Source organism: Micrococcus sp. iso_26 (genome assembly GCF_056172975.1).
This window is the reverse complement of sequence record NZ_CM149652.1, coordinates 425,074-451,946: the sequence shown is the minus strand read 5'-3', so window position 1 is coordinate 451,946 and position 26,873 is coordinate 425,074. Positions and strand designations below refer to the sequence as shown.

General features: G+C 73.4%; 19 protein-coding genes. 7 read left to right on the top strand and 12 right to left on the bottom strand.

The window, feature by feature from the left end:
- Positions 1-54: 54 nt before the first annotated feature.
- A complete protein-coding gene (locus tag AC0VX0_RS02050; protein ID WP_377636486.1) occupies positions 55-1,557 on the top strand; it encodes an MFS transporter in 1,503 nt (500 codons plus the stop codon).
- 16 nt (positions 1,558-1,573) lie between these two features.
- Here AC0VX0_RS02050 and AC0VX0_RS02045 read toward each other — a convergent pair whose 3' ends face one another.
- From AC0VX0_RS02045 to glyA, 4 genes are all read right to left on the bottom strand, one after another.
- Entirely contained in the window at positions 1,574-3,502 is a 1,929-nt protein-coding gene (locus AC0VX0_RS02045) for an ABC transporter permease (RefSeq protein WP_020624734.1), read from the bottom strand.
- Between the two features lie 3 nt (positions 3,503-3,505).
- On the bottom strand, positions 3,506-4,486 hold the full coding sequence (locus tag AC0VX0_RS02040; RefSeq protein WP_070709516.1) for an ABC transporter ATP-binding protein: 981 nt from the start codon (positions 4,484-4,486) through the stop codon (positions 3,506-3,508).
- A gap of 97 nt (positions 4,487-4,583) precedes the next feature.
- Complete coding sequence (locus tag AC0VX0_RS02035) at positions 4,584-5,495, bottom strand: bifunctional methylenetetrahydrofolate dehydrogenase/methenyltetrahydrofolate cyclohydrolase (protein WP_020624736.1); 912 nt, start codon at positions 5,493-5,495, stop codon at positions 4,584-4,586.
- Positions 5,496-5,502: 7 nt separating this feature from the next.
- Positions 5,503-6,783 (bottom strand): serine hydroxymethyltransferase, encoded by a 1,281-nt coding sequence (glyA, locus tag AC0VX0_RS02030; RefSeq protein ID WP_010079361.1) that lies wholly within the window; start codon positions 6,781-6,783, stop codon positions 5,503-5,505.
- 227 nt (positions 6,784-7,010) lie between these two features.
- Between glyA and AC0VX0_RS02025 the strand changes: the two genes are divergently transcribed.
- Complete coding sequence (locus tag AC0VX0_RS02025) at positions 7,011-8,525, top strand: catalase (protein WP_020625388.1); 1,515 nt, start codon at positions 7,011-7,013, stop codon at positions 8,523-8,525.
- 103 nt (positions 8,526-8,628) lie between these two features.
- Here the strand turns inward: AC0VX0_RS02025 and AC0VX0_RS02020 are convergent, their stop codons facing one another.
- Positions 8,629-10,185, bottom strand: coding sequence for a hypothetical protein (locus AC0VX0_RS02020; protein WP_020625389.1), 1,557 nt, complete (start codon positions 10,183-10,185; stop codon positions 8,629-8,631).
- Positions 10,186-10,363: 178 nt separating this feature from the next.
- Between AC0VX0_RS02020 and AC0VX0_RS02015 the strand changes: the two genes are divergently transcribed.
- From AC0VX0_RS02015 to AC0VX0_RS02005, 3 genes are read left to right on the top strand one after another with little or no spacing between them, the layout of a single operon-like run.
- The gene (locus tag AC0VX0_RS02015; protein WP_061866944.1) at positions 10,364-11,269 is read left to right on the top strand and encodes a formyltetrahydrofolate deformylase; all 906 of its coding nucleotides are present in this window, start codon (positions 10,364-10,366) and stop codon (positions 11,267-11,269) included.
- Between the two features lie 55 nt (positions 11,270-11,324).
- Complete coding sequence (locus tag AC0VX0_RS02010; RefSeq protein ID WP_036314590.1) at positions 11,325-11,846, top strand: gamma carbonic anhydrase family protein; 522 nt, start codon at positions 11,325-11,327, stop codon at positions 11,844-11,846.
- 33 nt (positions 11,847-11,879) lie between these two features.
- On the top strand, positions 11,880-12,875 hold the full coding sequence (locus tag AC0VX0_RS02005) for a D-isomer specific 2-hydroxyacid dehydrogenase family protein (protein ID WP_241251982.1): 996 nt from the start codon (positions 11,880-11,882) through the stop codon (positions 12,873-12,875).
- A gap of 27 nt (positions 12,876-12,902) precedes the next feature.
- On the opposite strand, the gene AC0VX0_RS02000 is transcribed toward AC0VX0_RS02005, so the two are convergent.
- From AC0VX0_RS02000 to hrpB, 5 genes are all read right to left on the bottom strand, one after another.
- Positions 12,903-14,195: an ABC transporter ATP-binding protein gene (locus AC0VX0_RS02000; RefSeq protein WP_144826111.1), complete on the bottom strand. Its 1,293-nt coding sequence runs from the start codon at positions 14,193-14,195 to the stop codon at positions 12,903-12,905.
- A gap of 35 nt (positions 14,196-14,230) precedes the next feature.
- Complete coding sequence (locus tag AC0VX0_RS01995) at positions 14,231-15,133, bottom strand: carbohydrate ABC transporter permease (RefSeq protein WP_080695955.1); 903 nt, start codon at positions 15,131-15,133, stop codon at positions 14,231-14,233.
- Positions 15,130-16,101: a carbohydrate ABC transporter permease gene (locus AC0VX0_RS01990; RefSeq protein WP_070708749.1), complete on the bottom strand. Its 972-nt coding sequence runs from the start codon at positions 16,099-16,101 to the stop codon at positions 15,130-15,132. The genes AC0VX0_RS01995 and AC0VX0_RS01990 overlap by 4 nt, the downstream gene beginning before the upstream one ends.
- On the bottom strand, positions 16,098-17,399 hold the full coding sequence (locus AC0VX0_RS01985; RefSeq protein WP_070708748.1) for an extracellular solute-binding protein: 1,302 nt from the start codon (positions 17,397-17,399) through the stop codon (positions 16,098-16,100). Before AC0VX0_RS01985 ends, AC0VX0_RS01990 begins: the two co-directional genes overlap by 4 nt.
- An 86-nt stretch (positions 17,400-17,485) precedes the next feature.
- Positions 17,486-20,167, bottom strand: coding sequence for an ATP-dependent helicase HrpB (gene hrpB, locus AC0VX0_RS01980; protein ID WP_144818784.1), 2,682 nt, complete (start codon positions 20,165-20,167; stop codon positions 17,486-17,488).
- A 66-nt stretch (positions 20,168-20,233) separates the two neighbouring features.
- On the opposite strand from hrpB, the gene AC0VX0_RS01975 reads away from it, so the two are divergent.
- Complete coding sequence (locus AC0VX0_RS01975) at positions 20,234-22,081, top strand: glutaminase (RefSeq protein ID WP_044659000.1); 1,848 nt, start codon at positions 20,234-20,236, stop codon at positions 22,079-22,081.
- A 43-nt stretch (positions 22,082-22,124) separates the two neighbouring features.
- On the opposite strand, the gene AC0VX0_RS01970 is transcribed toward AC0VX0_RS01975, so the two are convergent.
- Positions 22,125-23,723 (bottom strand): TIGR01777 family oxidoreductase, encoded by a 1,599-nt coding sequence (locus tag AC0VX0_RS01970; protein ID WP_036338179.1) that lies wholly within the window; start codon positions 23,721-23,723, stop codon positions 22,125-22,127.
- Between the two features lie 72 nt (positions 23,724-23,795).
- Here AC0VX0_RS01970 and AC0VX0_RS01965 point away from each other — a divergent pair, with 72 nt between their 5' ends.
- Positions 23,796-24,389, top strand: a complete 594-nt coding sequence (locus AC0VX0_RS01965; RefSeq protein ID WP_095353386.1) for a methylated-DNA--[protein]-cysteine S-methyltransferase — start codon at positions 23,796-23,798, stop codon at positions 24,387-24,389.
- Between the two features lie 161 nt (positions 24,390-24,550).
- Here AC0VX0_RS01965 and AC0VX0_RS01960 read toward each other — a convergent pair whose 3' ends face one another.
- Entirely contained in the window at positions 24,551-26,773 is a 2,223-nt protein-coding gene (locus tag AC0VX0_RS01960; protein WP_100058387.1) for an NADP-dependent isocitrate dehydrogenase, read from the bottom strand.
- Positions 26,774-26,873 lie beyond the last annotated feature (100 nt).

Sequence of the window (26,873 nt, the reverse complement as noted above, 5' to 3'; positions counted from 1 at the left end):
ATCGTGGGGTGCGCTCCGAATCGGGCGGCCCGCATCGGCGCCTATCCTGAGGCGATGACCCCCCGGCCCCCACACCCCGCCGACCCCGTGTCCGGGGCCTTCACCCCTGACCAGCACCGCATCCTCATCGCACTGCTCATGCCGCTCTTCCTCGCGCTGATGAGCATGTCCGTGGTGAACGTGGCGCTGCCGGCCATCGAGTCGGGCCTGGACGCCACGAGCGCGGATCTGCAGTGGGTGCTGGCGGGGTACACGCTGACGTTCGGCACCGTGCTCGTGGCCGCGGGCCGCGCCGGCGACCTGTGGGGGCGCAAGAACCTGTTCCTGGCGGGCATCACGCTGTACATGCTCGGCTCCCTGCTCTCCGGCTTGGCCGGGGACACTCTGCTGCTCAACGCGGGGCGCCTGCTCACGGGCCTGGGCGCGGGCGTGTTCAACCCCCAGGTCATCGGGTTCATCCAGTCGAACTTCCACGGCCGCGCCCGCGGGCGGGCCTACGGGCTCTTCGGCACCGTGGTGGGCCTCGGCGTGGCCGTGGGGCCCCTGCTCGGCGGGCTGTTCCTCGGCGCGTTCGGCCCCGAGTGGGGCTGGCGCTCCACGTTCCTCATGAACGTGCCCGTGGGCCTGGCCGCCGTCGCGATGGGCGCCCTCTGGCTGCCGCCGCCCACCCGCGTGCACGGCCTGCCCCCCGCCCCCGGACCACGCGGGATCGCCGCGCTCGACCCGGTGGGCGCCCTGCTGCTCGGCGCCGGCGGGGTGAGCCTCATGGTGCCGTTCATCGTCCCGGGCACCGCCTGGCTGCTGGTGCTCGCCGCCGCGCTCGTGACGGCGTGGTGGCTGTGGGAGAAGCGCGTGAAGGCCCGGGCGTCGGCCACCGGCGTGCAGCCCATGGTGGACCCGGCCCTGTTCCGGCGGCCGTCCTTCACGATCGGCGCGCTCGAGTCCACGATCTACCTGGCCACCATGCCGGCGGTGTTCGCGATCGTGGCGATCTTCCTGCAGCGCGGCATGGGGTTCACGCCGCTCGAGGCCGGCCTCGTGGGTCTGCCCGGCGCCGTCGTCGTGGCCTCTCTGTCCCCGTGGGTGGGCTCGATGGTGCAGCGGCGCGGGCCCGTGCTCGTGCTGCTCGGCGCTCTGGTGGGCCTCGTGTCGCTGGGGGTGCTCGCGCTCGCGTTCGAGCGCAGCGCAGCCGGCGCGTGGTCGCCGTGGATCGTGGGGGTGGGGCTGATCGTGCAGTCGGCCTCGCAGGCCCTGCTGCTCACCAGCACGCAGGTGCTGATGATGGACGACGTCGCCGGCCACGAGGCGGGGGCGGCCGGCGGCGTCGCCCAGACGGCGCAGCGCCTCGGCACCGCCCTGGGCCTGTCCGTGGTGACGGGCGCGTTCTTCGCGGCCCTGGCCGGCGCCGCAGCCGAGAGCGCCGGGCCACCGTCGGCCGCGGCGTACGCGCACGCGGCCTCGACCGCCATGGGCATGGTGGCCGTGTGCTGGGCGCTCACCGCCGTGGTCGCGGCCCTGGACGTGGTCCGGCGGCGCCGCGCGGTGCGCGCGGCCTGACCGGCCCGCGGGGGCCTCAGCGCAGGAACAGCGCGCCGAGCCGGCGGGCGGCGAGCCACACCCCGACGCCGGCCATCACCACGAAGTAGAGAACGTGGCCGGCGGTCGCCCAGCTCAGCGCCCCCACCGCGAGCGCGCGCATCATCTCCACCGCGTGCCACAGCGGGAACACGCGGATCACCCACTGGATCGGCTCCGGGTAGACCGCGAGCGGGAAGAACGTGGCCGAGAACAGGAACATGGGCATCAGCACGATCTGGACCCAGTCCATGTGCTGGAACGTCTTCATCCAGCTCGTCACCGCCATGCCGAGGGAGGCGAAGCCCAGCGCCACGAGCAGGGCGCCGGGGATCATGAGCAGCGCCGTCCACGAGGTGACGAGACCGGCCACGGTCATGACGATCAGGAAGCCGACCGCGTAGATCAGCCCGCGCAGCAGTGCCATCGCGATCTCCCCGAGTGCCACGTCCAGCGGGCCCAACCGCGTGGAGAGCATGGTCTGGTACGTCTTCGCGTAGCGCAGCTTGAAGAACACGTTCCACGTGGAGTCGTAGATGGCGCCGTTCATCGCCGAGACCGCCAGCAGTGCGGGGGCGAGGTACATGCCGTACGGGACGGGGGTGCCATCCGGGCCGGCCACGTCGCCGACCAGCGCACCGAGCCCGAGCCCCAGGGAGGCCAGGTAGAGCACGGGCTCGAAGAACCCGGAGAAGAACACCACCCAGTTGTTGGACTTCAGGGAGAGGAACGCCCGCTCCATCACCGCGCGCACGTTGCCCGAGTACGCGCCGGCCAGCGGGCCGCGGCGCACGGGGATCTCGGGCATGGGCGGCACGGCGACGGCGTGTTCCCGCACCACCGAGGACGACGGCGCAGCCGGGTCCGCCTGCGCGGCGGCGGGTGCGACGTCGGCGCGGGCGGCCCCGGTGCGCGCGGCACGGCGGCCCAGGCGCGGGGCACGGCGGCCCAGGCGCGGGGCACGGTCGCGACGGGCGGCCGTGACGGCGTCGCGGTCCGGGGTGCCGCGGACCCAGCCGAGGCGGCGCGTGTAGATCCGCACCGCGAGCCAGGCCCCGCCGAGCGCGAGAGCCAGCAGGAACGCCACGTGCACCACGGTGAGCCAGGCCGGCTCGACCATCCGGTAGGAGAGCACGCGGCCGAGCTGGGCGGCGTGCCACTGCGGGGAGAGCCAGCCGATCCAGCGCAGCCACACCGGCAGCGCCTCGAGCGGGTAGAAGGTGGCGGAGAACAGGAACAGGGGCATGACCACGAGCCGCTGCAGGGTGGCGAACTGGCCCTTGTCCTCCTTCAGGGAGGCCGCGAACGCCATGATCGGCGCGCCGACGGCGAGTCCGCCGAGCGTGGCGGTGAGGACCTGCACCCACGCCCACGGGCTGGAGACCACGCCGAACGCCAGCATCACCAGCAGGAACACGGCAGCCTGGAACACGAACCGCAGGCTCACGGCCGCGAGGTGGCCCAGGGCGATCTGCGCCGGAGACAGCGGAGTGGCCTGCGCCGCGTAGTACGTGCGCTGCCACTGGAACCCGCCCATCACCGGGTAGGAGAACTCGACGGACGCGGTCATCAGCGCGCCCGAGGCCAGCAGCGCCGGGGCGATGAACGCGACGTAGGAGACCCCGCCCAGGGCGTCCTGCGGCATCCCCCCGCCCATGAGCTGGGCCAGGCCCAGGCCCATGGCCAGCAGGTAGAGCACGGGCTCGCCGAGCGCCCCGACGAGCAGCACCGCGCCGTAGCGACGCATGTTCCGCAGCTGGTGTTCGGCGTAGAGCAGGACGCCGCGGCGCCTCACACGCTCCGCGGACGCCGCCGCGGTGACCGGCGGGCGCAGCGGCTCGGCGGGCGTGGCGGACGGAGCCGAGGTCCCGGACCGCGGGCCGGGCGAGGCGGGGCCGGGGGTCGTCGTCGTGGTGGGGGACGGCACGGGTCAGTCCACCAGGGTGCGGCCGGTGAGGATGAGGAACACGTCCTCGAGGCTCGCGCGGCGGGTCAGCGTGGTGGCGGGGGCGGGCAGGGCGCCCTCGTCGACGAGGCGCTGCACGACGTCGTGCAGGTCGTCCGCGCGTCGGGCGTAGACGAGGACGCGGTCCGGGAGGACCTCGACGCGGTGCACGACGCCGTCACCTGCGTGGGCCTGGACGGTGCGGGCCGCGGCCTCGTTGCGGTCCGCGCCGAAGCGCGCCTCGAGGACCTCGCGGGAGGCGTGCTCGCGGATGAGCTCGGCGGGGGTGCCGGCGGCCATGATCTCGCCGCCGTCGACCACGACGAGCCGGTCGCACAGCTGCTCCGCCTCGTCCATGTGGTGCGTGGTCAGCAGCAGCGTGGTGCCGCGTTCCTTGAGCCGGTAGAGGCGGTCCCACAGGATGTGGCGGGCCTGCGGGTCCAGGCCCGTGGTGGGCTCGTCGAGGAGGAAGAGGGCCGGCTCGTTGACCAGGGCGCGGGCGATCACGAGCCGGCGCTTCATGCCGCCGGAGAGGTCGGTGACCTTGGCGTCCGCCTTCTCGGTGAGCTGGGCGAAGGCCAGCAGCTCCTCGGCCTTGGGCCGCAGGTACGAGTAGGGCAGGCCGAAGTAGCGGCCGTAGATCAGGATGTTCTCCCGGGCGGTGAGCTCCTCGTCCAGGTTGTCCTGCTGCGGCACCACGCCCAGGCGCGCACGGACGGCCGGCCCGTCCTCCTCCGGGTCGATGCCCAGGATGGTCAGCTCGCCCGCGGTGCGCTGCGAGGTGCCCGCGAGCATGCGCATGGTGGTGGACTTGCCCGCGCCGTTGGGGCCGAGCAGGCCGAAGCACTCCCCGGGGCGCACGTCCAGGTCGATGCCCTTCACAGCGTGGAACTCGCCGTACTGCTTGCGCAGCCCACGGGCACGGATGACGGAGGCGGGGGCCGCGTGCAGAGTGGTGTGACTCACAAGGCGACAGCATAGGCGCACCACCCGCCCGGACGCGCGCCGCCCCCTCGGCGACGAACCCTGCGATTCGCAGGGTTCGTCGCGGGGCGGGGAGAGGTCAGGCTCCGGCCCGCTCCCCCGCCCAGTCCTCGCCGTCGGCGGCGCGCTCGGCGGCCTCGACGACGTTCGCCAGCAGCATGACGCGGGTCATCGGCCCGACGCCGCCCGGGTTCGGCGCCATCCAGGCCGCCTTCTCCTTCACGGCCGGGTCCACGTCGCCCAGGACGCGCGACGTCCCGTCCTCCCCGGTCACGCGGGAGACGCCCACGTCCAGGACGATCACGCCCTCCTTGACCTGCTCCGGCTTCACCATGTGGGCGGAGCCGGCGGCGGCGATCACGACGTCGGCGCTCGCCAGCAGCTCGTCGAGGTTCGTGGTGCCGGTGTGGGCCAGGGTCACGGTGGCGTTGACCTCGCGGCGGGTGAGCACGAGGCCGGCGGGCCGGCCGATGGTCACGCCGCGGCCGATCACGAGCACGTGCTTGCCGGCCAGCTCCACACCGTGGTGGCGCAACAGCTCGACGCAGCCGGCCGGGGTGCACGGCAGCGGCGAGTCCAGCTCGCCGCCGACCGAGGCCACGAGCCGCCCCAGGTTCATGGGGTGCAGGCCGTCCGCGTCCTTGTCCGGGTCGATGGCCTCGAGCACCTTCTGGGTGTCCACGTGCTTCGGCAGCGGCAGCTGGACGATGTAGCCCGTGCAGGCCGGGTCCTCGTTCAGCTCGCGCACGACGTCGAGGATCTGCTCCTCCGTCGCGTCCGCGGGCAGCTCACGCTGGATGGACTCGATGCCCACCTCGGCGCAGTCGCGGTGCTTGCCCGCCACGTACTTCTGCGAGCCGGCGTCCTCACCGACGAGCAGGGTGCCGAGGCCGGGGGTGTGCCCGCGCTCGGCGAGGGCGGCCACGCGGCCGCGCAGCTCCTCCTTGATCGCGGCGGCGGTGGCCTTGCCGTCCAGGACCTTCGCGGTCATCGGCGGCTCACCAGCCCTCGAGGCCGTCGTACAGCGGGAAGTCCTCGGTGAGCTTCACGACGCGGGCGCGCAGCGCCTCCACGTCCGGGCTCGGCTTCAGCGCCTCGGCGATGACGTCGGACACCTCGCGGAACTCGGCCTCGCCGAAGCCGCGGGAGGCCAGCGCGGGGGTGCCGATGCGCAGGCCGGAGGTGGTCATCGGCGGACGCGGGTCCCACGGCACCGAGTTGCGGTTCACGGTGATGCCGACCTCGTGCAGGATGTCCTCGCCCTGCCTGCCGTCCAGCTGGGACTCGCGCAGGTCCACCAGGACCAGGTGCACGTCCGTGCCGCCGGTGAGCACCGAGATGCCGTGCTCGGCCATGTCCGGGGCGGTCAGGCGCTCGGCCAGGATCTGCGCGCCGGCCAGGGTCCGCTCCTGCTTCTCCTTGAAGTCCGCGGAGCCGGCGATCTTGAAGGCCACGGCCTTGCCCGCGATCGCGTGCATCAGCGGGCCGCCCTGCTGGCCCGGGAACACGGCGGAGTCGATCTTCTTCTTCAGCTCCTCGGTGGAGAGGATGAAGCCCGAACGGGGGCCGGCGAGGGTCTTGTGCACGGTGGAGGAGACGACGTCGGCGTGCGGCACCGGGTTCGGGTGCAGGCCGGCGGCCACGAGGCCGGCGAAGTGGGCCATGTCCACCCAGAGCCGGGCGCCGACCTCGTCCGCGATCGAGCGGAAGGCGGCGAAGTCGAGCTGACGGGGATAGGCGGACCAGCCGGCCACGATCACCTTCGGCCGGGCCTCGAGGGCCTTCTCGCGCACCTTGTCCATGTCGATGCGGTGGGTGTCCGGCTCCACCTCGTACGCGGCGATGCTGTAGTTCTTGCCGGAGAAGTTCAGCTTCATGCCGTGCGTCAGGTGGCCGCCGTGCGCCAGGGACAGGCCCATCATCGTGTCCCCGTGGTCCAGCAGCGAGGTCATCACGGCCACGTTGGCCTGAGCGCCGGCGTGCGGCTGGACGTTGGCGTGCTCGGCGCCGAACAGGTCCTTGGCGCGCTGGATGGCCAGGTTCTCGGCCACGTCCACGAACTCGCAGCCGCCGTAGTAGCGGCGGCCCGGGTAGCCCTCCGCGTACTTGTTGGTCAGCACCGAGCCCTGCGTCTCGAGGATGGCGCGCGGCACGAAGTTCTCCGAGGCGATCATCTCGAGCGTGCCCCGCTGGCGGCCGAGCTCGTCCGCGAGCGCCGCGGCGATCTCCGGGTCCACCTCGGCGAGGGGCTGGGTGTTGATGTCGGGCGTCTGCGTCACGGGGGTTCCCTTCGAACGGGGGTCTGTGCGGCCGGAAGGCTCCGGTGCCCTCCATCCTAGTGACCAGGCGCCGTCGTCGGGCCTGCGCGACGGCGGCCCGCGGCCCCGGCGACCGACCCCGGCACCCGGTTCTTTTGACTGATTCAGAAATATGCCAAGATCGGGGATGACGCCGCCCACCGCGCCGATCGGTGCGCGGCCGACGTCGATCGACGAAGGAGAGTTCCATGACGGAGTACCAGAAGAAGACCCCGCACGCGACCGGTTCCACCCGCCAGAACGGCGCCCCGGCCATCAGCGACCGCCAGTCCCTGACCGTGGGCAGCGAGGGGCCCATCGTCCTGCACGACACCCACCTGCTGGAGACCCACCAGCACTTCAACCGCATGAACATCCCGGAGCGCCGCCCGCACGCCAAGGGCTCCGGCGCCTTCGGCGAGTTCGAGGTGACCGAGGACGTGTCGAAGTACACCAAGGCCCTCGTGTTCCAGCCGGGCACGAAGACCGAGACCCTCCTGCGCTTCTCCACCGTGGCCGGCGAGCTCGGCTCCCCGGACACCTGGCGCGACGTGCGCGGCTTCGCACTGCGCTTCTACACCGAGGAGGGCAACTACGACATCGTCGGCAACAACACCCCGATCTTCTTCCTGCGCGACCCGATGAAGTTCACCCACTTCATCCGCTCGCAGAAGCGTCTGCCGGACTCCGGCCTGCGCGATGCCACCATGCAGTGGGACTTCTGGACCAACAACCCCGAGTCGGCGCACCAGGTGACCTACCTGATGGGCCCGCGCGGCCTGCCCCGCACCTGGCGTGAGATGAACGGCTACGGCTCCCACACCTACCTGTGGGTCAACGCCCAGGGCGAGAAGCACTGGGTGAAGTACCACTTCATCTCCCAGCAGGGCGTGCACAACCTCTCGAACGACGAGGCCACCAAGATCGCCGGCGAGAACGCCGACTTCCACCGCCAGGACCTGTTCGAGTCCATCGCCAAGGGCGACCACCCCAAGTGGGACCTCTACATCCAGGCGATCCCCTACGAGGAGGGCAAGACCTACCGGTTCAACCCCTTCGACCTGACGAAGACGATCTCCAAGAAGGACTACCCGCGCATCAAGGTCGGCACGCTGACCCTGAACCGCAACCCGGAGAACCACTTCGCGCAGATCGAGTCCGCCGCGTTCAGCCCGAGCAACACCGTGCCGGGCATCGGCCTCTCCCCGGACCGCATGCTCCTGGGCCGCGCCTTCGCGTACCACGACGCACAGCTGTACCGCGTGGGCGCCCACGTGAACCAGCTGCCGGTGAACCGTCCCAAGAACGCGGTGCACAACTACGCCTTCGACGGCCAGATGTGGTACGACCACACCGGCGACCGCTCCACCTACGCGCCGAACTCCAACGGCGACTCCTGGTCGGACGAGACCGGCCCGGTGGACGACGGCTGGGAGGCCGACGGCACCCTGACCCGCGAGGCCCAGGCCCTGCGCGCGGACGACGACGACTTCGGCCAGGCCGGCACCCTCGTCCGGGAGGTCTTCTCGGCCCAGGAGCGCGAGGACTTCGTGGAGACCGTGGCCGGCGCGCTGAAGGGCGTCCGCCAGGACGTCCAGGCCCGCGCCTTCGAGTACTGGAAGAACGTGGACACCGCGATCGGCCAGCGCATCGAGGACGAGGTCAAGCGCCACGAGGGCGACGGCATCCCGGGCGTCGAGGCCGGCGGCGAGGCCCGCATCTGACGGCTCCCTCCCCCGGCGGGCGCCCGCGCGCTCCGCTGAACGCACGGCGGCCGCTCCCTCGCACGAGGGGGCGGCCGCCGTCGTCGTGGGGCGAATGCCCAGGTCAGCGCTTGCCCCAGCGGCGCTCCTGCGCCTGGGCCAGCTTGTCCTTGATCACCTTCACGGCCTTGTCCTTGGCGGACACGGCCACGTTGTCCCGCAGCGGGACGGCGACCTTGTCACGCACGGTCTCGAACGCGGAGGCCGCCACGGCGCCGGCCTGGGCCAGCTTCGACTCGCCCTCGGCGTCCGAGCCTCGGGTCTGGTCGCGGTCCGCCCGCAGGTCCGGGAGGGCGGCGCCCTCGGTGTCGTCCTCGGCGGGCTCCTCATCCGTGGGGGCGGAGGAGGTGGAGGTGTCCGGGGCCACGGTCGTGGGCGTCGACGACGTCGGCGCGGCGGTCCCGGCGGCTGCCGCCGACTGCGCGGCGCGGGCCTCGCGGCGGGTCGCCGGAGTGGCGTCCTCCGCACGGCCGGACGAGGCCGCGGTCGGATCCAGCTCCGGGGCGCCGCCCAGGGGCGTGGCCGGCGTGGTGCCGGCGTGGGTCTCCGGGGCCTCGGCCCGTCGGGTGGCCGGGGTGGCCTCGAGGGACGGGCGCTCGGCCGCGGCCTCGAGGGACGGGCGCTCAGCCGCGGGCTCGACCGCCGCCGGCTGCGCGGCGTCCACGCGATGGTCCTCGGTACGCGCCGGCTCGCGGTCCGCCTCGGCCACGCGCCCGGGCACCCCGGGCGTGCCGTCGATGCGCAGGGCCCCGGCGGCCGAGCGCTCCGCCCCGTCGGCGCCGTTCTGCTGGGCCTGGTCCGACTCGGTGGCCACGACGGTGACCGAGCCGTGCGCGGTGGTGGCGACCGTGTGCGTCTCGAGGTGCTCGCCCTGAGGGACGGGGATCGCCTCCGTGGCGAACTCCTTGGTAGGGGTGTGCTCGGCGGCGACCTCGTCGGCGGGGACGGTCCCGTGCACGTGCTCGGGAGCCGGGGTGAGGTGGCTCCTGTGCTGCGGAGCCTCGGCGGCCGGTGCCGCCGGGGCGGTCGTCTCGGTCACCGGGGACGGGGAGGCCGGGGTCGCCGGGACGTCGGCCGCGGGCGTCTGCTCGTCCAGGGTGACGCCGGAGCCGCCGGCCACACCGGCCGCGCCCAGGCCCACGGTGTCCGCCTCGCGCGCCGTGCTCGGCGCCGCCGCAACGGGGCGCAGCGTTCCCCGGGTGGTCGGAGCCGCGGCATCGCGACGGTGGGTCTCAGCGGTGGCCTCGGTGCTCGGGGCGCCCTGCTGGTCCACGGTCACCCCCGCACCGCCGGCCACGCCGGCGACGGACTCGTCGGTCTCGCGGTCCGCCGCGGCGGTGTCGAACGCAGCCAGACCCCCGGCGGGCTTCACCGCGGCCACGGGGCGCGCGTCCTCCTCGGCCGCCACCTCGTCCAGGCGGGAGAGGCGGGTCGGGGCCGCGGGGGCGGCCGCCTGCTCACCCGCGGTGTCCGCGGTGACACCCCGACGCTCGAGCCGGGTCTCGGCGGCCTCGGCTTCGGCCTCACGACGACGGCGGGAGGCGATCACCGAGAGGATGATCAGGATCAGCAGCACGACGATGATGGCCGCGATGATCCAGTAGAGGGTGGACTCTGGCATGGGGTGCTCCTCGGTCGTCTGGGGCGACCGGCCGGGCCGGGCGCCGCGTCGTGCTTCCCGCGCCGCCGCGCGGCGGGGAACCTGGTCTTGAGAATGACACGGGGCCCGGCCCCCCGACCAGGGATCAGCCCCGTCATCCCGCGGTTCCGCGCGGCCGGCACCGCCTACCATCGACGCCATGGACACGGCAGCCCTCTCCCCCAGCCCCTCCCCCGCCTCCGGCGCGGAGCACGCCCGCGTGCTCACGCTGGCCTGCACGAACCGCAAGGGCATCGTGCACGCCGTGACGGGCGCCCTGCTGGGCGTGGAGGCGGACATCACCGAGTCGCAGCAGTACGACTCCCCGGACACCGGCGACTTCTTCATGCGCGTGGAGTTCGTGACCCCGGCCACGCGGGAGGACATCGAGCAGGCGCTCGCGCCGGTGCGCGAGGAGTTCGGCATGCGCATGGGCCTGTGGGACGCGGCGCACCGCATGCGCACCCTCGTGATGTGCTCCAAGGACGGGCACACCCTCAACGACCTGCTCTTCCAGCAGCGCGCCGGCACCCTGCCCATCGAGATCCCCGTGGTGGTCTCGAACCACCTGGACCTGCAGCCGCTCGCCTCCTTCTACGGCGTGCCCTTCATCCACGTGCCCGTCTCCAAGGACCCCTCGAGCCGGGACTCCAAGGAGGCCGCGGAGGACCGGCTGCGCGACCTGATCGCCCAGTTCGACATCGAGCTGGTCGTCCTGGCCCGCTACATGCAGATCCTCTCGGACGAGCTGTGCCGGGACCTGGCCGGGATGGCCATCAACATCCACCACTCGTTCCTGCCCTCCTTCAAGGGCGCCCGCCCCTACCACCAGGCGCACGAACGCGGCGTGAAGCTCATCGGCGCCACCGCCCACTACGTGACCGCCGACCTGGACGAGGGCCCGATCATCGCGCAGTCCGTGCAGCCGGTGACCCACGCCCAGACCGCCGCCGACTTCGTGGCCCGCGGCCGCGACGTCGAGGGCTCCACGCTCGCGCAGGCCGTGCGCTGGCACGCCCAGCACCGCGTCCTCGCGGACGGCCGGCGGACCGTCGTCTTCAGCTGAGCCCGGGACGACGGCGCCACGCGGCGCCGTCGTCCTGCCCGCCTAGGCTGGTGGCATGGCCCACATCATCACCGTCGCGGGTGCCACCCCGCGCATCCACGAGTCCGTCTTCCTCGCCCCGACCGCCGCGATCACCGGCGACGTCGAGATGGCCGAGCGCTCCTCGGCCTTCTACGGCGTCTCCGCCCGCGGTGACTCCGCCCCCATCCGCGTCGGGGCGGGCACCAACCTGCAGGACAACGTGGTGCTGCACGCGGACGAGGGCTTCCCGTGCACCCTGGGCGCCGGTGTCTCCGTGGGCCACTCCGCCGTGGTGCACGGGGCCACCGTGGAGGACGACTGCCTGATCGGCATGTCCGCCACGGTGATGAACGGCGCGGTGATCGGGGCCGGTTCGCTCGTGGCCGCCGGGGCCCTGGTGCTCGAGGGGACGCAGGTCCCGGCCGGCTCTCTCGTGGCGGGCGTCCCCGCGAAGGTCCGCCGCCCCCTCACGGACGAGGAGCGGGAGGGCCTCAAGAAGAACGCGGCCACCTACCTGCGGCTGTCCGCCGCGCACCGGGACGCCGTCGCCGGCTGAACCGGGCCCGGAGGATGTGGGACGGTGGGCACCATGCCCACCTCTTCCGCTCTCCCCCGCACCCGACCCGACGACGTCCCCGAGCGCCTGCTCGTCCTCCCCGCGGCGCAGGACGTCGCCGGCACCCCCTACGCCCACGCCCGTCGGCTGGCCGAGCAGGCCGTGGCCGACGTCGGCGGCGCCGCCGTGGCCGAGGGCGACACCTCTGCCACGGCCCTGCTGATGGTCCGCCCGATCCCGGTCGATGCGCTCGCCGCGGCCCTGACCGCCCACCCCCACGTGAGCTGGGTGCAGCTCCCGTTCGCCGGGATCGAGCCGTTCGTCCCCCTCGTGCGCAGCCGCCCGGACATCGTGTGGACGTCCGCCAAGGGCACATACGCGCCGCCGGTGGCCGAACACGCGCTGCTGCTCACCCTGGCCCTGCTGCGGGACCTGCCCGCGCGCGTCCGCGCCACCACATGGGGTCCCTCCTCCGGGCGCACCCTGAACGGCCTGAATGCCGTGGTCGTGGGCGGCGGCGGAATCGCACAGGAGTACATCCGCCTGCTCAAGACCTGGGACGTGCACGTCACCGCGGTCCGCCGACGCGCGGGCGACGTGCCCGGCGCGGACCGCACCGTCACGACCGACCGCCTCGACGAGGTCCTGCCCGGCGCGCAGGTCGTGATGATCGCCGCGGCGGCCACCGAGGAGACCCGCGGCATGGTCGACGCCGACCGCCTCGCCCTCCTGGATGAGGACGCCGTGCTCGTGAACGTCGCCCGCGGGGCGCTGGTGGACACGGACGCCGTCGTCCAGGCCCTCGCGGCGGGTCGGCTGCACGGCTACGGCACGGACGTCACCGACCCCGAGCCCCTCCCGGACGGCCACCCGCTCTGGACCGAGGAGCGCGCCCTCATCACGCCGCACACGGCGGACACCCCGGAGATGTGCGTCCCGCTGCTCCACGCGCGGGTCGAGCGGAACCTGCGGGCCCGCGCGGCCGGGACGGAGCTGGAGGGCTTGGTGGACGCCGAGGGCGGGTACTGACCCGCCCCCGGCGTCCCCGGCGCCGGCTCAGCGGCGCGGCGCGTCCGCCTCGTGCTCGGCGGCGTCACGCTCGGCCGCCATCTCGATCTGGCGGCGGCGCTCCTCGGCGGCCCGGCGGGTCAGCTCGGCGCCGACCTCGGGGTCGCGGGTGAGGTTCTCACCGGTGGTCGGGTCGAACAGGTGCACCCGCGTGGTGTCCACCCACAGGCGGGTCGGCGTGCCCGGCCGGGCGCGGGACTCGCCGGAGAGGGTGGCCACGACGACGGGGCGCAGCTCATCCGCATCCAGGTCCTTGGCCAGCGCGGAGAGCATCTCGGCCACGGCCGGGTCCGGATCGAACTCGATGTAGCCGTACTGCTCGTGGCCCAGCCACTCCAGGTGCGTGAGCGTCGCGTCGAAGGTGGAGCCCTGGCCGCGGCGGCTGTCCTCCACCAGCTCGGCGTCCTCGAAGAACTCCGGCCGCAGGCCGAGGAACACGATGTCCCGCCCCTCGGCGGCGCGGGCCTTCTCGGGCGGCACCGGGATGTCACCGATCGGCGAGGACAGCACGTGGCCGCCCTCCTTCTGCTTCAGCGAGGCGGGCAGGAAGTTCATCGACGGCGAGCCGATGAAGCCGGCCACGAACAGGTTGAGCGGCTGCTCGTAGAGCTCGCGCGGGCTGGCCACCTGCTGCAGCTCGCCCTTCTTGAGCACGGCCACCCGGTCGCCCAGGGTCATGGCCTCGGTCTGGTCGTGCGTCACGTAGACGGAGGTGGTGGCCAGGCGGCGCTGCAGCTGCGAGATCTCCGCGCGCATCTGCCCGCGCAGCTTGGCGTCCAGGTTGGACAGCGGCTCGTCGAAGAGGAACGCGTCCGCCTCGCGCACGATCGCCCGGCCCATGGCCACGCGCTGACGCTGGCCGCCGGAGAGGTTGCCGGGCTTGCGCTCGAGGTGGTCCTCGAGCTCGAGCACGCGGGCGGCGTCGCGCACCTTGCGGTCGATCTCCTCATCGGAGGGCTTGTTGTCCTTGATCAGCCGCAGCGGGAAGGCGATGTTCTCGTACACCGTCAGGTGCGGGTACAGCGCGTAGTTCTGGAACACCATCGCGAGGTTGCGGTCCTTGGGGGCCGCCTCGTTCACGCGGCGGCCGTCGATCAGCATCTCGCCGTCGGTGATGTCCTCGAGGCCCACGATCATGCGCAGCAGCGTGGACTTGCCGGAGCCGGAGGGGCCCACGAGGATGACGAACTCGCCGTCCTCGATCTCCAGGTTCACGTCCTTGATGGCGTGGAAGCCGTCGTCGTAGGTCTTGTCGATGTGGTTCAGGGTGATGGAGGCCATCGGGGGGTCCTTTCGGGAGGTCTCGTGTGCGGGCCTCAGCCCTTCACCGCGCCGTTGGTCAGGCCGGCCACGATCTGACGCTGGAACGCCAGCACCAGGATCACGATCGGGATGGTCACGATGATCGCGGCCGCCGAGATGGCCCCGGTCGGCGACTCGAACTGCGAGGCGCCGGTGAAGAAGGCCAGGGCGGCGGGCACGGTGCGCGCGGTCTCGGTGGAGGTCAGGGAGATGCCGAACACGAAGTCGTTCCAGGCGATGAAGAAGGCGATGATCGCCGTCGTGAAGACGCCGGGGGCGGCCAGCGGGACGATCACCTTGCGGAACGCCTCGAGCGGGGTGGCGCCGTCCACCTGCGCGGCCTGGTCGAGCTCCCACGGGATCTGGCGGAAGAACGCGGCCAGGGTCCAGATGGAGATCGGCAGGGTCAGGGACAGGTAGGGGATGATCAGGCCGACCCACGTGTCGTACAGCCCGAGGGTGCGCCACATGTTGAACAGCGGCGTCACCAGGGAGATGACGGGGAACATCGAGACCATCAGGGACACCGTGAGCACGATCCGCTTGCCCGGGAAGTCCAGGCGGGCGATCGCGTAGGCGCACAGCGTGGCCAGGATGACGGCGATGATCGTGGCGATCACGGTGATGCCGATCGAGTTGCGCAGCGCCGTGAGGAACAGCTCGCGCGAGCCGCCCACGAAGATCTCCTCGTAGTTCACCGTGGACCACTGGGTGGGCAGCAGCTTGCCGTTGGCGAGGTCGGCGGGCGTCTTGAAGCTGGTCGCGAAGATCGAGAACAGCGGGAAGAGGCACCACACGCCGATCACGACGGTGAGGATCCACCACAGTGCGGTGGCCTTCCCGGTGCCGCGACGGTGGGGCGCGCGGCCCTCAGGCGCGCGGCCCTCAGGGGCGGGAGCGGATGCGGCGGTGCTCACTTGGAACCTCCTCGGTCGGCCAGGTCCACCTTGAAGCCCTTGACGGCGATGACCGCCATGAGGGCCACGCACAGGAACAGGATCACGGAGACCGCCGAACCCATGCCGATCTCGAGCCGGCCGATGGACGTGCGGTAGGCCAGCAGCGAGAGGACCTCGGTGCCGTAGGCGCCGTTGGTCATGATGTAGATGGAGTCGAAGATGCGGAACGCGTCCATCGCGCGGAACAGGACGGCCACCATGATCGAGGCCTTCATGTTCGGCAGGATGACCAGCTTCATCCGCTGCCACCACGAGGCGCCGTCGACGGCGGCGGCCTCGGTGAGGTCGCCCGGCACCTGGGCCAGGCCGGCCAGCAGGAGCAGGGAGATGAACGGGGTGGTCTTCCAGATCTCGGAGAGCATGATCACGAACAGCGCGGTGCTGCCCTGCGCGAACCAGTTCAGGTCCGCGTCGACGCCCGGCAGCCACTCGAACCAGGCGTTGATGTAGCCCGAGTCGATCGAGAACATGTAGAACCACGCGAACGCGGAGACCACGGTGATGATGCCGTACGGCACCAGGATGATCGTGCGGATCAGGCCGCGGGTCTGCTTGATGGCGTGGTGCATGGCCAGGGCCAGCAGGAAGCCGAGGATGAGCTCGACCACCACGGTCACCACGGTGATCAGCAGGGTCACCCCGAGGTCCTTCCAGAACACGGGGTCCGTGAGGATCACGCCGTAGTTGCCCAGGCCCACGAACTCGCGGTCGCCCGGCGCGGTGAGCCGGTACGTGAACAGCGAGTCGTAGAGGGCCTGCAGGATCGGGTACAGGACCACGAACAGCATCACGAAGAACGCGGGGCCGGCCAGGAGCCAGCCGAGACGCGCCTCGGACTTCGCGCGCTGGGACTTCACCCGGCGGGGGCGGCGACCCTCGGCGGCGCGCGGGGTGGATGCGGCGGGTGCGGTGTCGACGTGGCTCACAGCAGACGCTCCCCTCTCAGGACTTCCTGGATGAAGTCGTCGGTCTCGGCCGGGGTGGACTCGGTGACGCCCGACGGCGGCGCGTAGCGCTGCTGGATCGCGGTGGAGACCTCGTTGTAGTACGGGGTCTGCGGCCGCGGGGCGCCCAGCTCGAGGGACTCCCGGATGGTGTCCGCCATGGGGTACTTCTCGGCGACCTCGGGGGCGTCGTAGGCCGCCGGGTCGGCGGGCGGGTTGCCGTTCTCGACGAAGTACTGGCTCTGGTGCTCGGTGGTGGTGATGCAGGAGATCGCGTCCCAGGCGAGGTCCTGGTGCTCGGACTTCGCGCCCACCCCCAGGTTGATGCCGCCCACGGGCGGCGCGGCGTCCTTGCCCTCGACGGTGCGGGGGTAGACGGCCCAGCCGATGTCCTCGGGCAGGTCCTCCGGCAGCGAGCCCTCCTCCACGGAGCCGAGGGTGGCCGGCCAGACGAACGGCCAGTTGACCATGAACGAGCCGTTCTTGCCCTGGAAGAGCAGCATGGAGGCGTTCTCGTCCTGGGTCGGCAGGCCGGCGCTGCCGAGACCCTCCTTGCCGATGGTGGAGATGATCCGGGCGGCCGTGCGGCCGGCCTCGGAGTCGAGGTTCGTGGTGACCTCGTCCGTGGGCGCCTCGGCGTTGGGGACGATCTGCTCCCCGCCGCCCTCGATGAGCGCGTTGAGCCACACGGTCATGGACTCCGCACGGGCGCCCTGGACGGCCAGGTCCTTGTCCTGGCTGCGGGCGGCCTCCATCAGCTGGTCCCACGTGACGGGCTGGGACATGTCCAGCCCCGCGGCCTCGGCGACCGACTTGCGGTACCAGAGCAGCTGCGTGTTGGCCCAGAACGGGACCGTGACGAGCTCGTCCTTCCAGCTGGCGGCCGCGAGCGCGCCCTCCAGGGCGTTGTCCTTCGCGTACGCCTGCATCTCCTCCGGCACGGGGGCCAGGAACCCGGGCTCGGCGAGCTCGGGGACGAACGGCGGGTCGAGGGACATGATGTCCATCGACGTGTCGCCTGCGGCGAGGCGGCGGGTCAGCTGCTCGCGCTGGGATGCGGCGTCCGTCGGAAGCATGGACGTCTCGACTCTGTACCGGCCGTTCGCGGCGTCGGTGCACTGGGCGGCGATCTTCGCCTGCCCGCCGTCGTCGGGGTTGGTGTACCAGGTCAGGGTGGGCGTCTGCTCGGCCGGAGCACACCCGGCCAGGAGCGCGCCCGCGGCGACGGCGCCGGCCAGCGTGGCCCGGCGCCGTTGACGTGCCCGCGTGTCGTGTCTCACAAGTGGAACCTCAATCGATGCGAGTCGGATGTGACGGCCATCATCACGCATCACAGCGATTCCTGCACGTTTCGCGGACCCCTTTCTCAGCGGGCGCGGCGGTTCGTCCGGGCGGTCGGCTCCGCGGCGGCGGGATCCTCGGGCCACGGGTGCTTGGGGTAGCGCCCCCGGTTCTCAGCGCGGACCTGCGCGTAGGGGCCGGCCCAGAAGGAGGGCAGGTCGGCGGTCACGGCGAGCGGGCGACCTGCCGGGGAGAGCAGGTGCAGGACCACCGGCTCACGACCGTCCGCCACAGCGGGGGTGACATGCGCCCCGAAGAACTCCTGCAGCTTGGCGGCGACCACGGGCGGGGTGTCCTCGTGGACGGCCGGATAGTCCACGACGACGGCGCGCCCGCTCGGCACGGGCAGGCGCTCGGGGGCGAGCTCGTCCAGCCGCCCCGCCTCCGGCCACGGCAGGGCACCGCGCAGCAGCGCCTCGGCGTCCAGGCGCGCGAGGGGCCGCCCCGCGGCCAGGTCGGCCGCGAGCCCGTCGACCAGCGCGTCCAGGCCGGGCAGCGCCGCGTCCGAAAGGTCCGGCCACGGGGCGCCGAGGACGCGGTGGAGCAGGTGCACCCGGCGGCGCAGGCGTTCGGTCCGACCGCTCGGGTCGAACCGGGCGAGGCCGTCGGCGGCGAGTGCGGCGCACACGGCCTGCGCGGCGGCGTCGGGGGCGACGGGGGCCGGCGTCTCCGCCAGCACGAGCGCGCCCAGCCGGTCCACGCGGCGGCCGGTGAGCCGGTCCCCGCGCCAGTCGGCGGTGTCCTCGGTGCGCCGCAGGCCCGCGCCGGCGAGTTCGGCGAGCGTCCGGTCGATCGGCGCGGCCGAGCGGATCGCGGCACCCGTGCCGGCCGCGTCCCCGGCGATGCGGGCGACCTCGGCCACGGCCAGCCACTCCTGCCCCGCCAGGCCGCCGCCGGCGGCGTCGCGGGGCAGGGCCGCGCGGGTGCCGGAGGCGAGCAGGTACGCGCCCGCCTCCCCCGCGCGTCGGGCGATCCACGCGGGGAAGGCCAGGGCGGCCACGAGGCCGGCGGGGTGCCGTCGCGCGGCCGCCGTCGCCTCGGGCCCGGGCTCATCCGGGGCGTGGTGTGCGTGCCGACGGGCGAGTCGTTCCAGTCGGTCCGCCTCCCGGCGCCAGCGCCCGGCCTCCGGGTGCCGGCCGGCCCGCACGGCCGCGACCAGCGCCTCGAGGTCGGCCCCGGGGGCGCGCAGGTCCAGGGTGAGGGCCGCCGTCACCTCGGCCGCGGGGCGGGGCCCCGTCCACGGTGCCGCGCGCAGGAGGGCGTGGCCGAGGGGCGGGTCCAGGGGCAGCTCGGCCAGGACGGCGCCGTGCGGGGTGATGCGCCCGTCCTCGTCCACCGCGCCGAGGGAGGCGAGCGTGCGCTCGGCTGCGGCCATCGCGTCGGCCGGCGGGTCCTCGGGCAGGGTCAGCCCGCGCCCACCTGGGGCACCCCACGCCGCGAACGCCAGGGCCACCGGCGCGAGGTCGACGACGGCGAGGGCCGGCGTCGGGGCTGCGGGCGCGGTGCCCAGGGCTGCAGCGGTGTGGCAGCGGACCACGGTGCCGGGGCCGAGGCGGGCGGCGCGGCCCGCGCGCTGGCCGGCGGCCGCGCGCGAGGCCTGGACGGTGACGAGCCCGGCCATGCCGCGCCCCCGGTCCCGGCGCGGCTCGCGGGCCAGGCCCGAGTCGATGACGAGGCGCACCCCCGGCACGGTCAGCGAGGACTCGGCGACCGCCGTCGCGACGACGACGCGCGGCACGGCGGGGTCGGCGCGGCCGGCGAGCGCGGCGTCCTGGTCAGCGGGTTCCTGGCGGCCGTGCAGGACGCGGACCTCGGTGTCCGGGGCGAGCGCGGCGACGCGCCCCGCGACGGCCTCGACCTCGGCCACGCCGGGCAGGAAGACGAGGGCGTCCACGGTCGGGTCGGCCTCGAGCGCCTCGGCGTGGGCGCGTGCGGCCGTGGCCGCGACGTGGTCGAGGAAGGCCCGGTCCACGCGGCCCTCGGCGGTGAGGCGGTGGCCGCGGAAGGGGGCGTGCTCCTCGCGCAGCGGGTGCAGCACGGCCGGGGTGGAGACCACGGGCAGGGGCGCCTCCTCCCCCATGCCGCGGGCCCAGCGGGCGGCCAGGGCCGCCGCGTCCACGGTGGCGGACATGGCCACGAGCACGAGTTCGGGGCGCAGCTGCCGCAGGTCGGCGAGGAGGGCGAAGAGCACGTCCGTGTCCAGGTCCCGCTCGTGGACCTCGTCCAGGACCACCGCGCCCACGCCGTCGAGCCCGGGGTCGGCGAGGAGGCGGCGCAGCAGCAGGCCCGGGGTCACGAACTCGACGGCCGAGGCCCCGCCGCCCACCGCGTCGCCGCGCACGGCGTACCCGACGGCGGCGTCCGCGAGCCGAGCCTGCGCGTCGGGGTCGGCGCCGGGCTGCGCGTCGGCCGCGGCGGCCAGCACCGCCGTGCGCAGCCGCCGCCAGGCCGCGCGCACCGCGACCCGCCGCGGCTGCGTGACCAGGACGCGCCCGCCGCCGTGGTCCGCGAGCCGGACCGCGAGCGCGGGCGGGACCACGGTGGTCTTGCCCGTGCCCGGGGGCGCCTCGACGACGGCCGCCCCGCGCGCGTCCAGTGCGTCTTCGAGCTCGGGCAGGGCGGCGGCGAACGTCAGGCCGGTGCTGAGGCGGCCCAGAGCGGCGGAGAGGCAGGCGGGGACGGAGACGGGATCGACGGGGGTGGGCATCGGGACCCATTGTGCCCGCCTCCGTCGCGCTGTCCCGGGGCCGCCCCACTGACTAGGCTGTGACCCATGACCACACCCGTCCAGGAGCACCTCGATCGCCTCACGTCGGCCCACGCGGGTGAGGGGGAGGTCCCGGACGGGCTGGGCGTCGCGATGCTCCTGGTGGACGGGCACCGCTACGTCTCCGGATCCATGACGGCCGTGCCCCTGGCCACGCTCGCCTCTCCCCTGTTCCACGCGCAGGCCCTCGAGGACCTCGGCGCGGTGCGGGTGGGCGAGCGAGTGGGAGCCGCCCCCGTGCGCGACCTGGACCACCGGGTCGAGGTGGACGCCGTCACGGGCCTGCCGCACAACCCGCTGCAGAACGCGGGCGCGGTGGCCACCGCCTCCCTCGTGAAGGGCCGCGGTGGCCGCGACCGGACCGCACGCATGATGCAGCTGCTCTCCGCACTGTTCGACCGCGAGGTCACCGTCACGGAGTCGGCCGCCCGCGCGGAGAACCGCGCCCAGCATCACACCCGGTCGGCTGCGTGGCTGATGAAGTCCCTCGACACGCTGGACGCCGACCCCGAGACGTTGCTCGAGGACATCGCCACGGTGCGTGCCGCCGCCGTGACCGTGGAGGACCTCGCCCTGCTCGCCGGCACCCTCGCGCACGGCGGCGTCCACCCCGTCACCGGGGACCGGGTGCTGAGCGAGGAGACGGTCCGCGGCGTGCTCTCGGTGATGGACTCCTGCGGCATGGACACCCGGGACTCCCGGTGGGCGTACGACGTCGGTCAGCCTGGCTGGGCGTCCACCCGCGGCGGCACGGTGCTCGTGGTGGTGCCGGGCCACCTCGGTCTGGCGCTGCAGTCGGACACGACGGACGAGAACGGGCTCGGCGCCGCGGCGATGGCCGCCCTGCGGACTATCGTCGAGGACTTCGAGCTGCACCCGTCGGTGGTCACCGGTTCCCCGCGCGCGGCCCTGCGCACCCACTACCGGATCGATCAGGCGCCCTCGGGCACGGTGCGCAGCGCCGTCGTCCTCGAGGCGCTCGGGCGGTTCGCGGACACCGTGCACGTCATGGAGCTGGGCGGTCACCTCGGCTTCAGCCAGGTGGACGCGATCGCCCGCGTCAGCCGCGGTCTGCCGGAGGCCCTCGAGACGCTCGTGGTGGACATGCGCTCGGTCAGCTCCATCTCCCGCCCGGCCCGCCTGCTGGTGGCCCAGTGGTTCGCCCGCGCGCTGGGCAACGGGCTCGACGTCGTCGTCGTGGACCGGGACGCCGCCGAGATGAAGGAGCTGATGTCGGCCGTCGAGGAGTCCGTGGAGGTGGACCTGCCCGAGCCGCTGCAGGATGAGGCCGAGGGGGTGGACCCCGCCGCCGAGGGCGCGCAGTTCGTGTTCTTCGACTCCCGCTCGCGGGCCGCCCAGTGGGCCGAGCAGCGGCTGCTCTCCCGGCACGCCCCCCACCTGCTGCCGCGGGACGCCCAGGAGGCGGCCGTAGCACCCCTGCTGCAGCACCTCTCCGCGGACGATGCGCGCCTGCTCGAGTCCATGATGGACGAGCGGGTCTACTCGGACGGCCAGATCATCCGTCGCGCCGGCCAGCCGTTCGGCGGCATCTACGTGATCGTCTCCGGCACCGTGGAGCTCTCGGGCCAGGGCACGGGCAGCCGTCGTGTGCGCCGCACCCTGCTCACCCCGGGGATGACGTTCGGCGAGATGGCCCTCGGCCAGCCGGGCCGTCAGCCCTCCACCGTTCGCGCGCGCGGGCCGGTGACGGCGCGAGTCCTCACCGCCCAGGTGATGGTCGCGCTCCAGGAGGGCTTCCCCCAGCTGGCCCTGGCCCTCTGGGAGGCGCTGGCCCGCGACGCGTTCACCGCGCTGAGCCAGCTCATCCGGGAGACCGGCGCGCTGCAGGACTGACAACCCGCGGGGGCGGCGTCCCGGGGGACGCCGCCCCACCCCGTCACCGCCCGAGCACGTGGCGCAACGCGCCCTCCAGCTCGGGGTCGCGCATGTCGTAGCCGGAGGCGACCAGTCGGTCCGCCACGACCTTCTGGTCCGCCGCCACGGTCTCCACCCGGCCCTCCTCACCCAACAGTAGGCGCGGCCCGGCGTCGGGCACCGGGATGACCGCCGGCCGGTGCAGCACCCGCCCGAGGACGGTGGCGAACTCCCGGGCCGTGACCGGCTCCGGCGCCACCGCGTTCACCGGGCCGGTGACGCCGTCGTCGATCACCGCGTGGGCGAAGGCGCCGGCGATGTCATCGGCACCGATCCAGCTCAGCCACGGGCTGCCGTCGTGGCTCTCCCCGCCCGAGGTCGCGACCGGGCCGCCGAGGCCCGCGAGGAACAGCGGCAGCACCTGCTGCAGCATGCCTCCGGCCGGGCTCAGCACCACGCCGGTCCGCAGCATCGCCACCCGGATGCCGGCCGCCTCGGCGCGCCGGGCCTCCGCCTCCCAGTCCGCGACGACCTCGGCGAGGAAGTCGTCCCCGGGCTCCAGATCCTCGACGAGGCCGCTGCCGAACGGGCCCGTGCCCGCGTCCGCCCCGTAGTACCCGATCGCCGAGCCGTTCACGAGTGCCCGCACCCGCGCGTCGTCCCCCTCCCGTGCGGCGATCCGGGCGAGCGCGTCCACGAGGGTGCGCGTGCCGCGGACGCGCGAGTCGTGCACGGCCTCCTTGTGCGCGTCCGTGAACCGGCCCGCGATGGGCTCGCCCGCCAGGTTCACGACGACGTCGGCCTCGGCCAGGGCGTCCTCATCCACGGTCTCCCGGCCGGGGTCCCACAGCGCCGCGTCCAGCGCACCGGCCCTCTTCGGGCTCCGCACGAGCCGGATGACGCGGTGGCCGCCGGTGGTGAGCAGGGCACAGAGCTGCCGACCGATCAGTCCACCGGACCCCGTCACGGCGACCGTGCGGGCCGGCCCGCCGACGAGGGGGCCGGGGTGGGCGGCGTGGAAGTCCAGGTCATCGGCCATCACGCGGGCGCGGTAGGCGAACTGGCGGCCCAGCTCCGCCTCGAACGCCTCGTGGGTGCGGCGCGAGGCCGCGGCGCCCAGACCGGGCACGCGGGACACCAGGGACTCCCCCGGCAGGGCGTACTCGATGTGGTCCGTCACGACCGTGCCGCGCCGGCCGTCCGCCGTGTCCGCCTCACCGGGCGCGGCGTCGTCGAGCAGGTGGGTGTGCCGCCAGGAGGCGAGGGGACCGGAGACCATCTCGTCCCGGAACATGCGGCCCTCCTCGTAGGCCGTGTGGCGGGCTCGCCACGGCACCGCGGGCGCGGCCCCACCGGGCAGGCGGGAGGCGACGGCGTCCGGCAGCAGGCCGGTGAGCATCCCGTGGGCCGCGCCGGCGAACAGGCCGGCCGCCCCGGGGGCCTGGATGCGCAGCCGCGACTCGGAGCCCACGCGGAGGCCGTCCGTGGGCCCCTGGACCACCTCGCCGGCGAAGGGCGGGGTGAGCCGCTCCAGCGCGCCGGGGTTCTCCAGCCAGCGGAAGACGACCTCACGCGGGTGGCGCAGGAGGGTGCGATGCTCGAAGACGCGGATCTCGGTCATGGACGCCAGCCTGACACAGGGAGGGGACGCGCGAACACCTGTCCGGGCCGGGCCGTGCAGGACAATGAGGGGATGGACCTGCTTCCCGAGCTGCGCTGGACCGCCGCCGCCCTGCCCGCCACCGAGCTCACCCTCGTGGCCGTCTTCTCCCCCGAGGACCAGACGGTGCGCGCCTCCGGCGTGGCCGTGCCGGAGGACTCGGAGCCCCCCGCCGCCGCGATCGGGCGCCTCCTCGAGACGCTCATGGACCGGCTCGTGGCCCTGGACCCGGAGACCGCCGACCGCGAGATGAACCCGCGCCCCGTGGAACCGCGTCCGGGTGCGTCCCAGCCCGTCGCCGACGCCCTGGCCGCCTACGCCGCGGGGGACGTGGCCGCGCTCGACGCCCTCGACGTCACCCAGCCGGGCACCGCGTTCCGGCAGCGGGCGTGGCGGGAGCTGCGCGGCATCGCCCCCGGCTCCCCCGCCACCTACGGCGGCCTGGCCGAACGGTGCGGGGCCCCGCGGGCCGTGCGCGCCGCCGGCGGGGCGTGCGCCGCCAACCTGGCGGCCGTCGTCGTGCCCTGCCACCGCGTGGTGCGCGCCGACGGCGCCGCGGGCCACTACCTCTACGGCACCGCCGCGAAGCAGGCCCTGCTGGCCCACGAGGCGGCGCGCGCGGGCTGACCGGCCCCTCCCCACGGCAACGTCGGTTGAGTTGTCACGGGTCCCGGGCACGCACACCCGTGACAACTCAACCCGCGTTGCGGACACGAGAAGGGGCCGGGCCGCGCGCTCCACGCACGCGACCCGGCCCCCGGCGCTCAGCCGCTCAGTCGCTCAGTCGCTCAGACGGAGAGCTTGTCCACGATCGCGTTGAGCGTCGCGGACGGGCGCATCACGGAGGTGACCTTCTCCAGCTCCGGCCAGTAGTAGCCGCCCAGGTCCACCGGGGAGCCCTGCACGCCGTTGAGCTCGGCCAGGATGGTCTCCTCCTGGGCCCCCAGCTCCTCGGCGATCGGCTTCGCCGCGGCCGCCAGCTCGGCGTCCTCGGTCTGCTTCGCCAGCTCGCGGGCCCAGTACAGCGCCAGGTAGAAGTGGCTGCCGCGGTTGTCCAGCTCGCCGACCTTGCGCTTCGGGGACTTGCCCTCGATCAGCAGGGTGCCGGTGGCGGCGTCCAGGGTGTCCGCCAGGACCTGCGCGCGGTGGTTCTCGTTCGCGACCGCCTCGTGCTCGAAGGACACGGCCAGCGCGAGGAACTCGCCGAGGGAGTCCCAGCGAAGGTGGTTCTCCTCCAGCAGCTGCTGCACGTGCTTCGGGGCGGAGCCGCCCGCACCGGTCTCGAACAGGCCGCCGCCGTTGAGCAGCGGGACGATCGACAGCATCTTCGCGGACGTGCCCAGCTCGAGGATCGGGAACAGGTCCGTGTTGTAGTCACGCAGCACGTTGCCGGTCACGGAGATGGTGTCCTCGCCGCGGCGGATGCGCTCCACCGAGAGCTTGGCGGCCTCGACCGGGGAGAGGATGCGGATGTCCAGGTCCTCGGTGTCGTGCTCCTTGAGGTACTCCTCGACCTTCTTGATGAGCTCACGGTCGTGGGCGCGGGTCTCGTCCAGCCAGAACACGGCCGGGGTCTGGGACGCGCGGGCGCGGGTCACGGCCAGCTTCACCCAGTCGCGCACCGGGACGTCCTTGGTCTGGCAGGCGCGCCAGATGTCGCCGGCCTCGACCTCGTGGGAGAGCAGGGTCTCCCCGGCGGAGTTCTTCACGGCCACGGTGCCCGCGGCGTCCATGATGAACGTCTTGTCGTGCGAGCCGTACTCCTCGGCCTTCTGCGCCATGAGGCCCACGTTCGGGACGGTGCCCATGGTGGTGGGGTCGTAGGCGCCGTTGGCCTTGCAGTCGTCGATCACGGCCTGGTAGACGCCGGCGTAGGAGGAGTCCGGGATGACGGCCAGGGTGTCCTGGGTCTGGTCGTCCTTGTTCCACATGCGGCCGGAGGTGCGGATCATGGCGGGCATGGAGGCGTCCACGATCACGTCGGAGGGCACGTGGAGGTTGGTGATGCCCTTGGCGGAGTTCACCATGGCCACGTCCGGGCCGTTCTCGTAGGCGGCGGCGATGGCGGCGCGCACACCCTCGGCGGTCTCGGCGTCGAGCTTGTCCAGGCCGCCCTCGATCGCGGCGAGGCCGTTGTTCGCGGACAGGCCGGCGGCGGCCAGCTGCTCGCCGTACTTCTCGAACAGCTCGGAGAAGTAGGCCTTCACGACGTGGCCGAAGATCACCGGGTCGGAGACCTTCATCATGGTGGCCTTCAGGTGCGCGGAGAAGAGGATGCCCTCCTCCTTGGCGCGCTTGACCTGCTCGGCGAGGAACGCGTCCAGGGCCTTGGCGGACATGAACGTGCCGTCCACGACCTCGCCCTTGAGGACCTTCAGGCCCTCCTTGAGCACGGTGGTCTTGCCGTCCTCGTCGGTGAACTCGATCGTCAGCACGTCGGCGGCCGGCAGGGTCACGGACTGCTCATTGGCGCGGAAGTCGTCCGCGCCCATGGTGGCGACGGCGGTCTTGGAGTCCGGGGTCCACTCGCCCATCGAGTGGGGGAAGCGCTTGGCGTACGCCTTCACGGCCTTCGGGGCGCGGCGGTCCGAGTTGCCCTCGCGCAGCACCGGGTTCACGGCGGAGCCCTTGACCGAGTCGTAGCGCGCCTTCGCGTCCTTCTCCGCATCGGTCTTCGGCTCGTCCGGGTACTCCGGCAGCGCGTAGCCGTCCGCCTGCAGCTCCTTGATCGCGGCGCGCAGCTGCGGCACGGACGCGGAGATGTTCGGCAGCTTGATGACGTTGGCCTCGGGGGTCTTCACGAGCTCGCCGAGCTCGGCGAGGGCGTCCGCGGTGCGCTGGTCCTCGGGCAGGACGTCCTTGAACGCGGCGAGGATGCGGCCGGCCAGCGAGATGTCACGGGTCTCCAGCTCCACGCCGGCGGTGCCCGCGTAGGCGCGCACGATCGGCAGCAGCGACGCGGTGGCCAGCATGGGCGCCTCGTCCGTGAGCGTGTAGATGATCTTCGACATGCGGATGATCTCTCCTTCTGGCCGCACTCGAGACGCGGCCCTCGTCGGCAGGGAACGGGTGACTCCCCGCCAATCTACCCGGCGCCTCGGACGCGCCACA

Coding starts and splice junctions, on each gene's coding strand:
- AC0VX0_RS02050 (WP_377636486.1), top strand. CDS start 55: ATGACCCCCCGGCCCCCACACCCCGCCGACCCCGTGTCCGGGGCCTTC.
- AC0VX0_RS02035 (WP_020624736.1), bottom strand. CDS start 5,495: ATGACCGCGAAGGTCCTGGACGGCAAGGCCACCGCCGCCGCGATCAAG.
- AC0VX0_RS02025 (WP_020625388.1), top strand. CDS start 7,011: ATGACGGAGTACCAGAAGAAGACCCCGCACGCGACCGGTTCCACCCGC.
- AC0VX0_RS02020 (WP_020625389.1), bottom strand. CDS start 10,185: ATGCCAGAGTCCACCCTCTACTGGATCATCGCGGCCATCATCGTCGTG.
- AC0VX0_RS02015 (WP_061866944.1), top strand. CDS start 10,364: ATGGACACGGCAGCCCTCTCCCCCAGCCCCTCCCCCGCCTCCGGCGCG.
- AC0VX0_RS02010 (WP_036314590.1), top strand. CDS start 11,325: ATGGCCCACATCATCACCGTCGCGGGTGCCACCCCGCGCATCCACGAG.
- AC0VX0_RS02005 (WP_241251982.1), top strand. CDS start 11,880: ATGCCCACCTCTTCCGCTCTCCCCCGCACCCGACCCGACGACGTCCCC.
- AC0VX0_RS02000 (WP_144826111.1), bottom strand. CDS start 14,195: ATGGCCTCCATCACCCTGAACCACATCGACAAGACCTACGACGACGGC.
- hrpB (WP_144818784.1), bottom strand. CDS start 20,167: ATGCCCACCCCCGTCGATCCCGTCTCCGTCCCCGCCTGCCTCTCCGCC.
- AC0VX0_RS01975 (WP_044659000.1), top strand. CDS start 20,234: ATGACCACACCCGTCCAGGAGCACCTCGATCGCCTCACGTCGGCCCAC.
- AC0VX0_RS01970 (WP_036338179.1), bottom strand. CDS start 23,723: ATGACCGAGATCCGCGTCTTCGAGCATCGCACCCTCCTGCGCCACCCG.
- AC0VX0_RS01965 (WP_095353386.1), top strand. CDS start 23,796: ATGGACCTGCTTCCCGAGCTGCGCTGGACCGCCGCCGCCCTGCCCGCC.
- AC0VX0_RS01960 (WP_100058387.1), bottom strand. CDS start 26,773: ATGTCGAAGATCATCTACACGCTCACGGACGAGGCGCCCATGCTGGCC.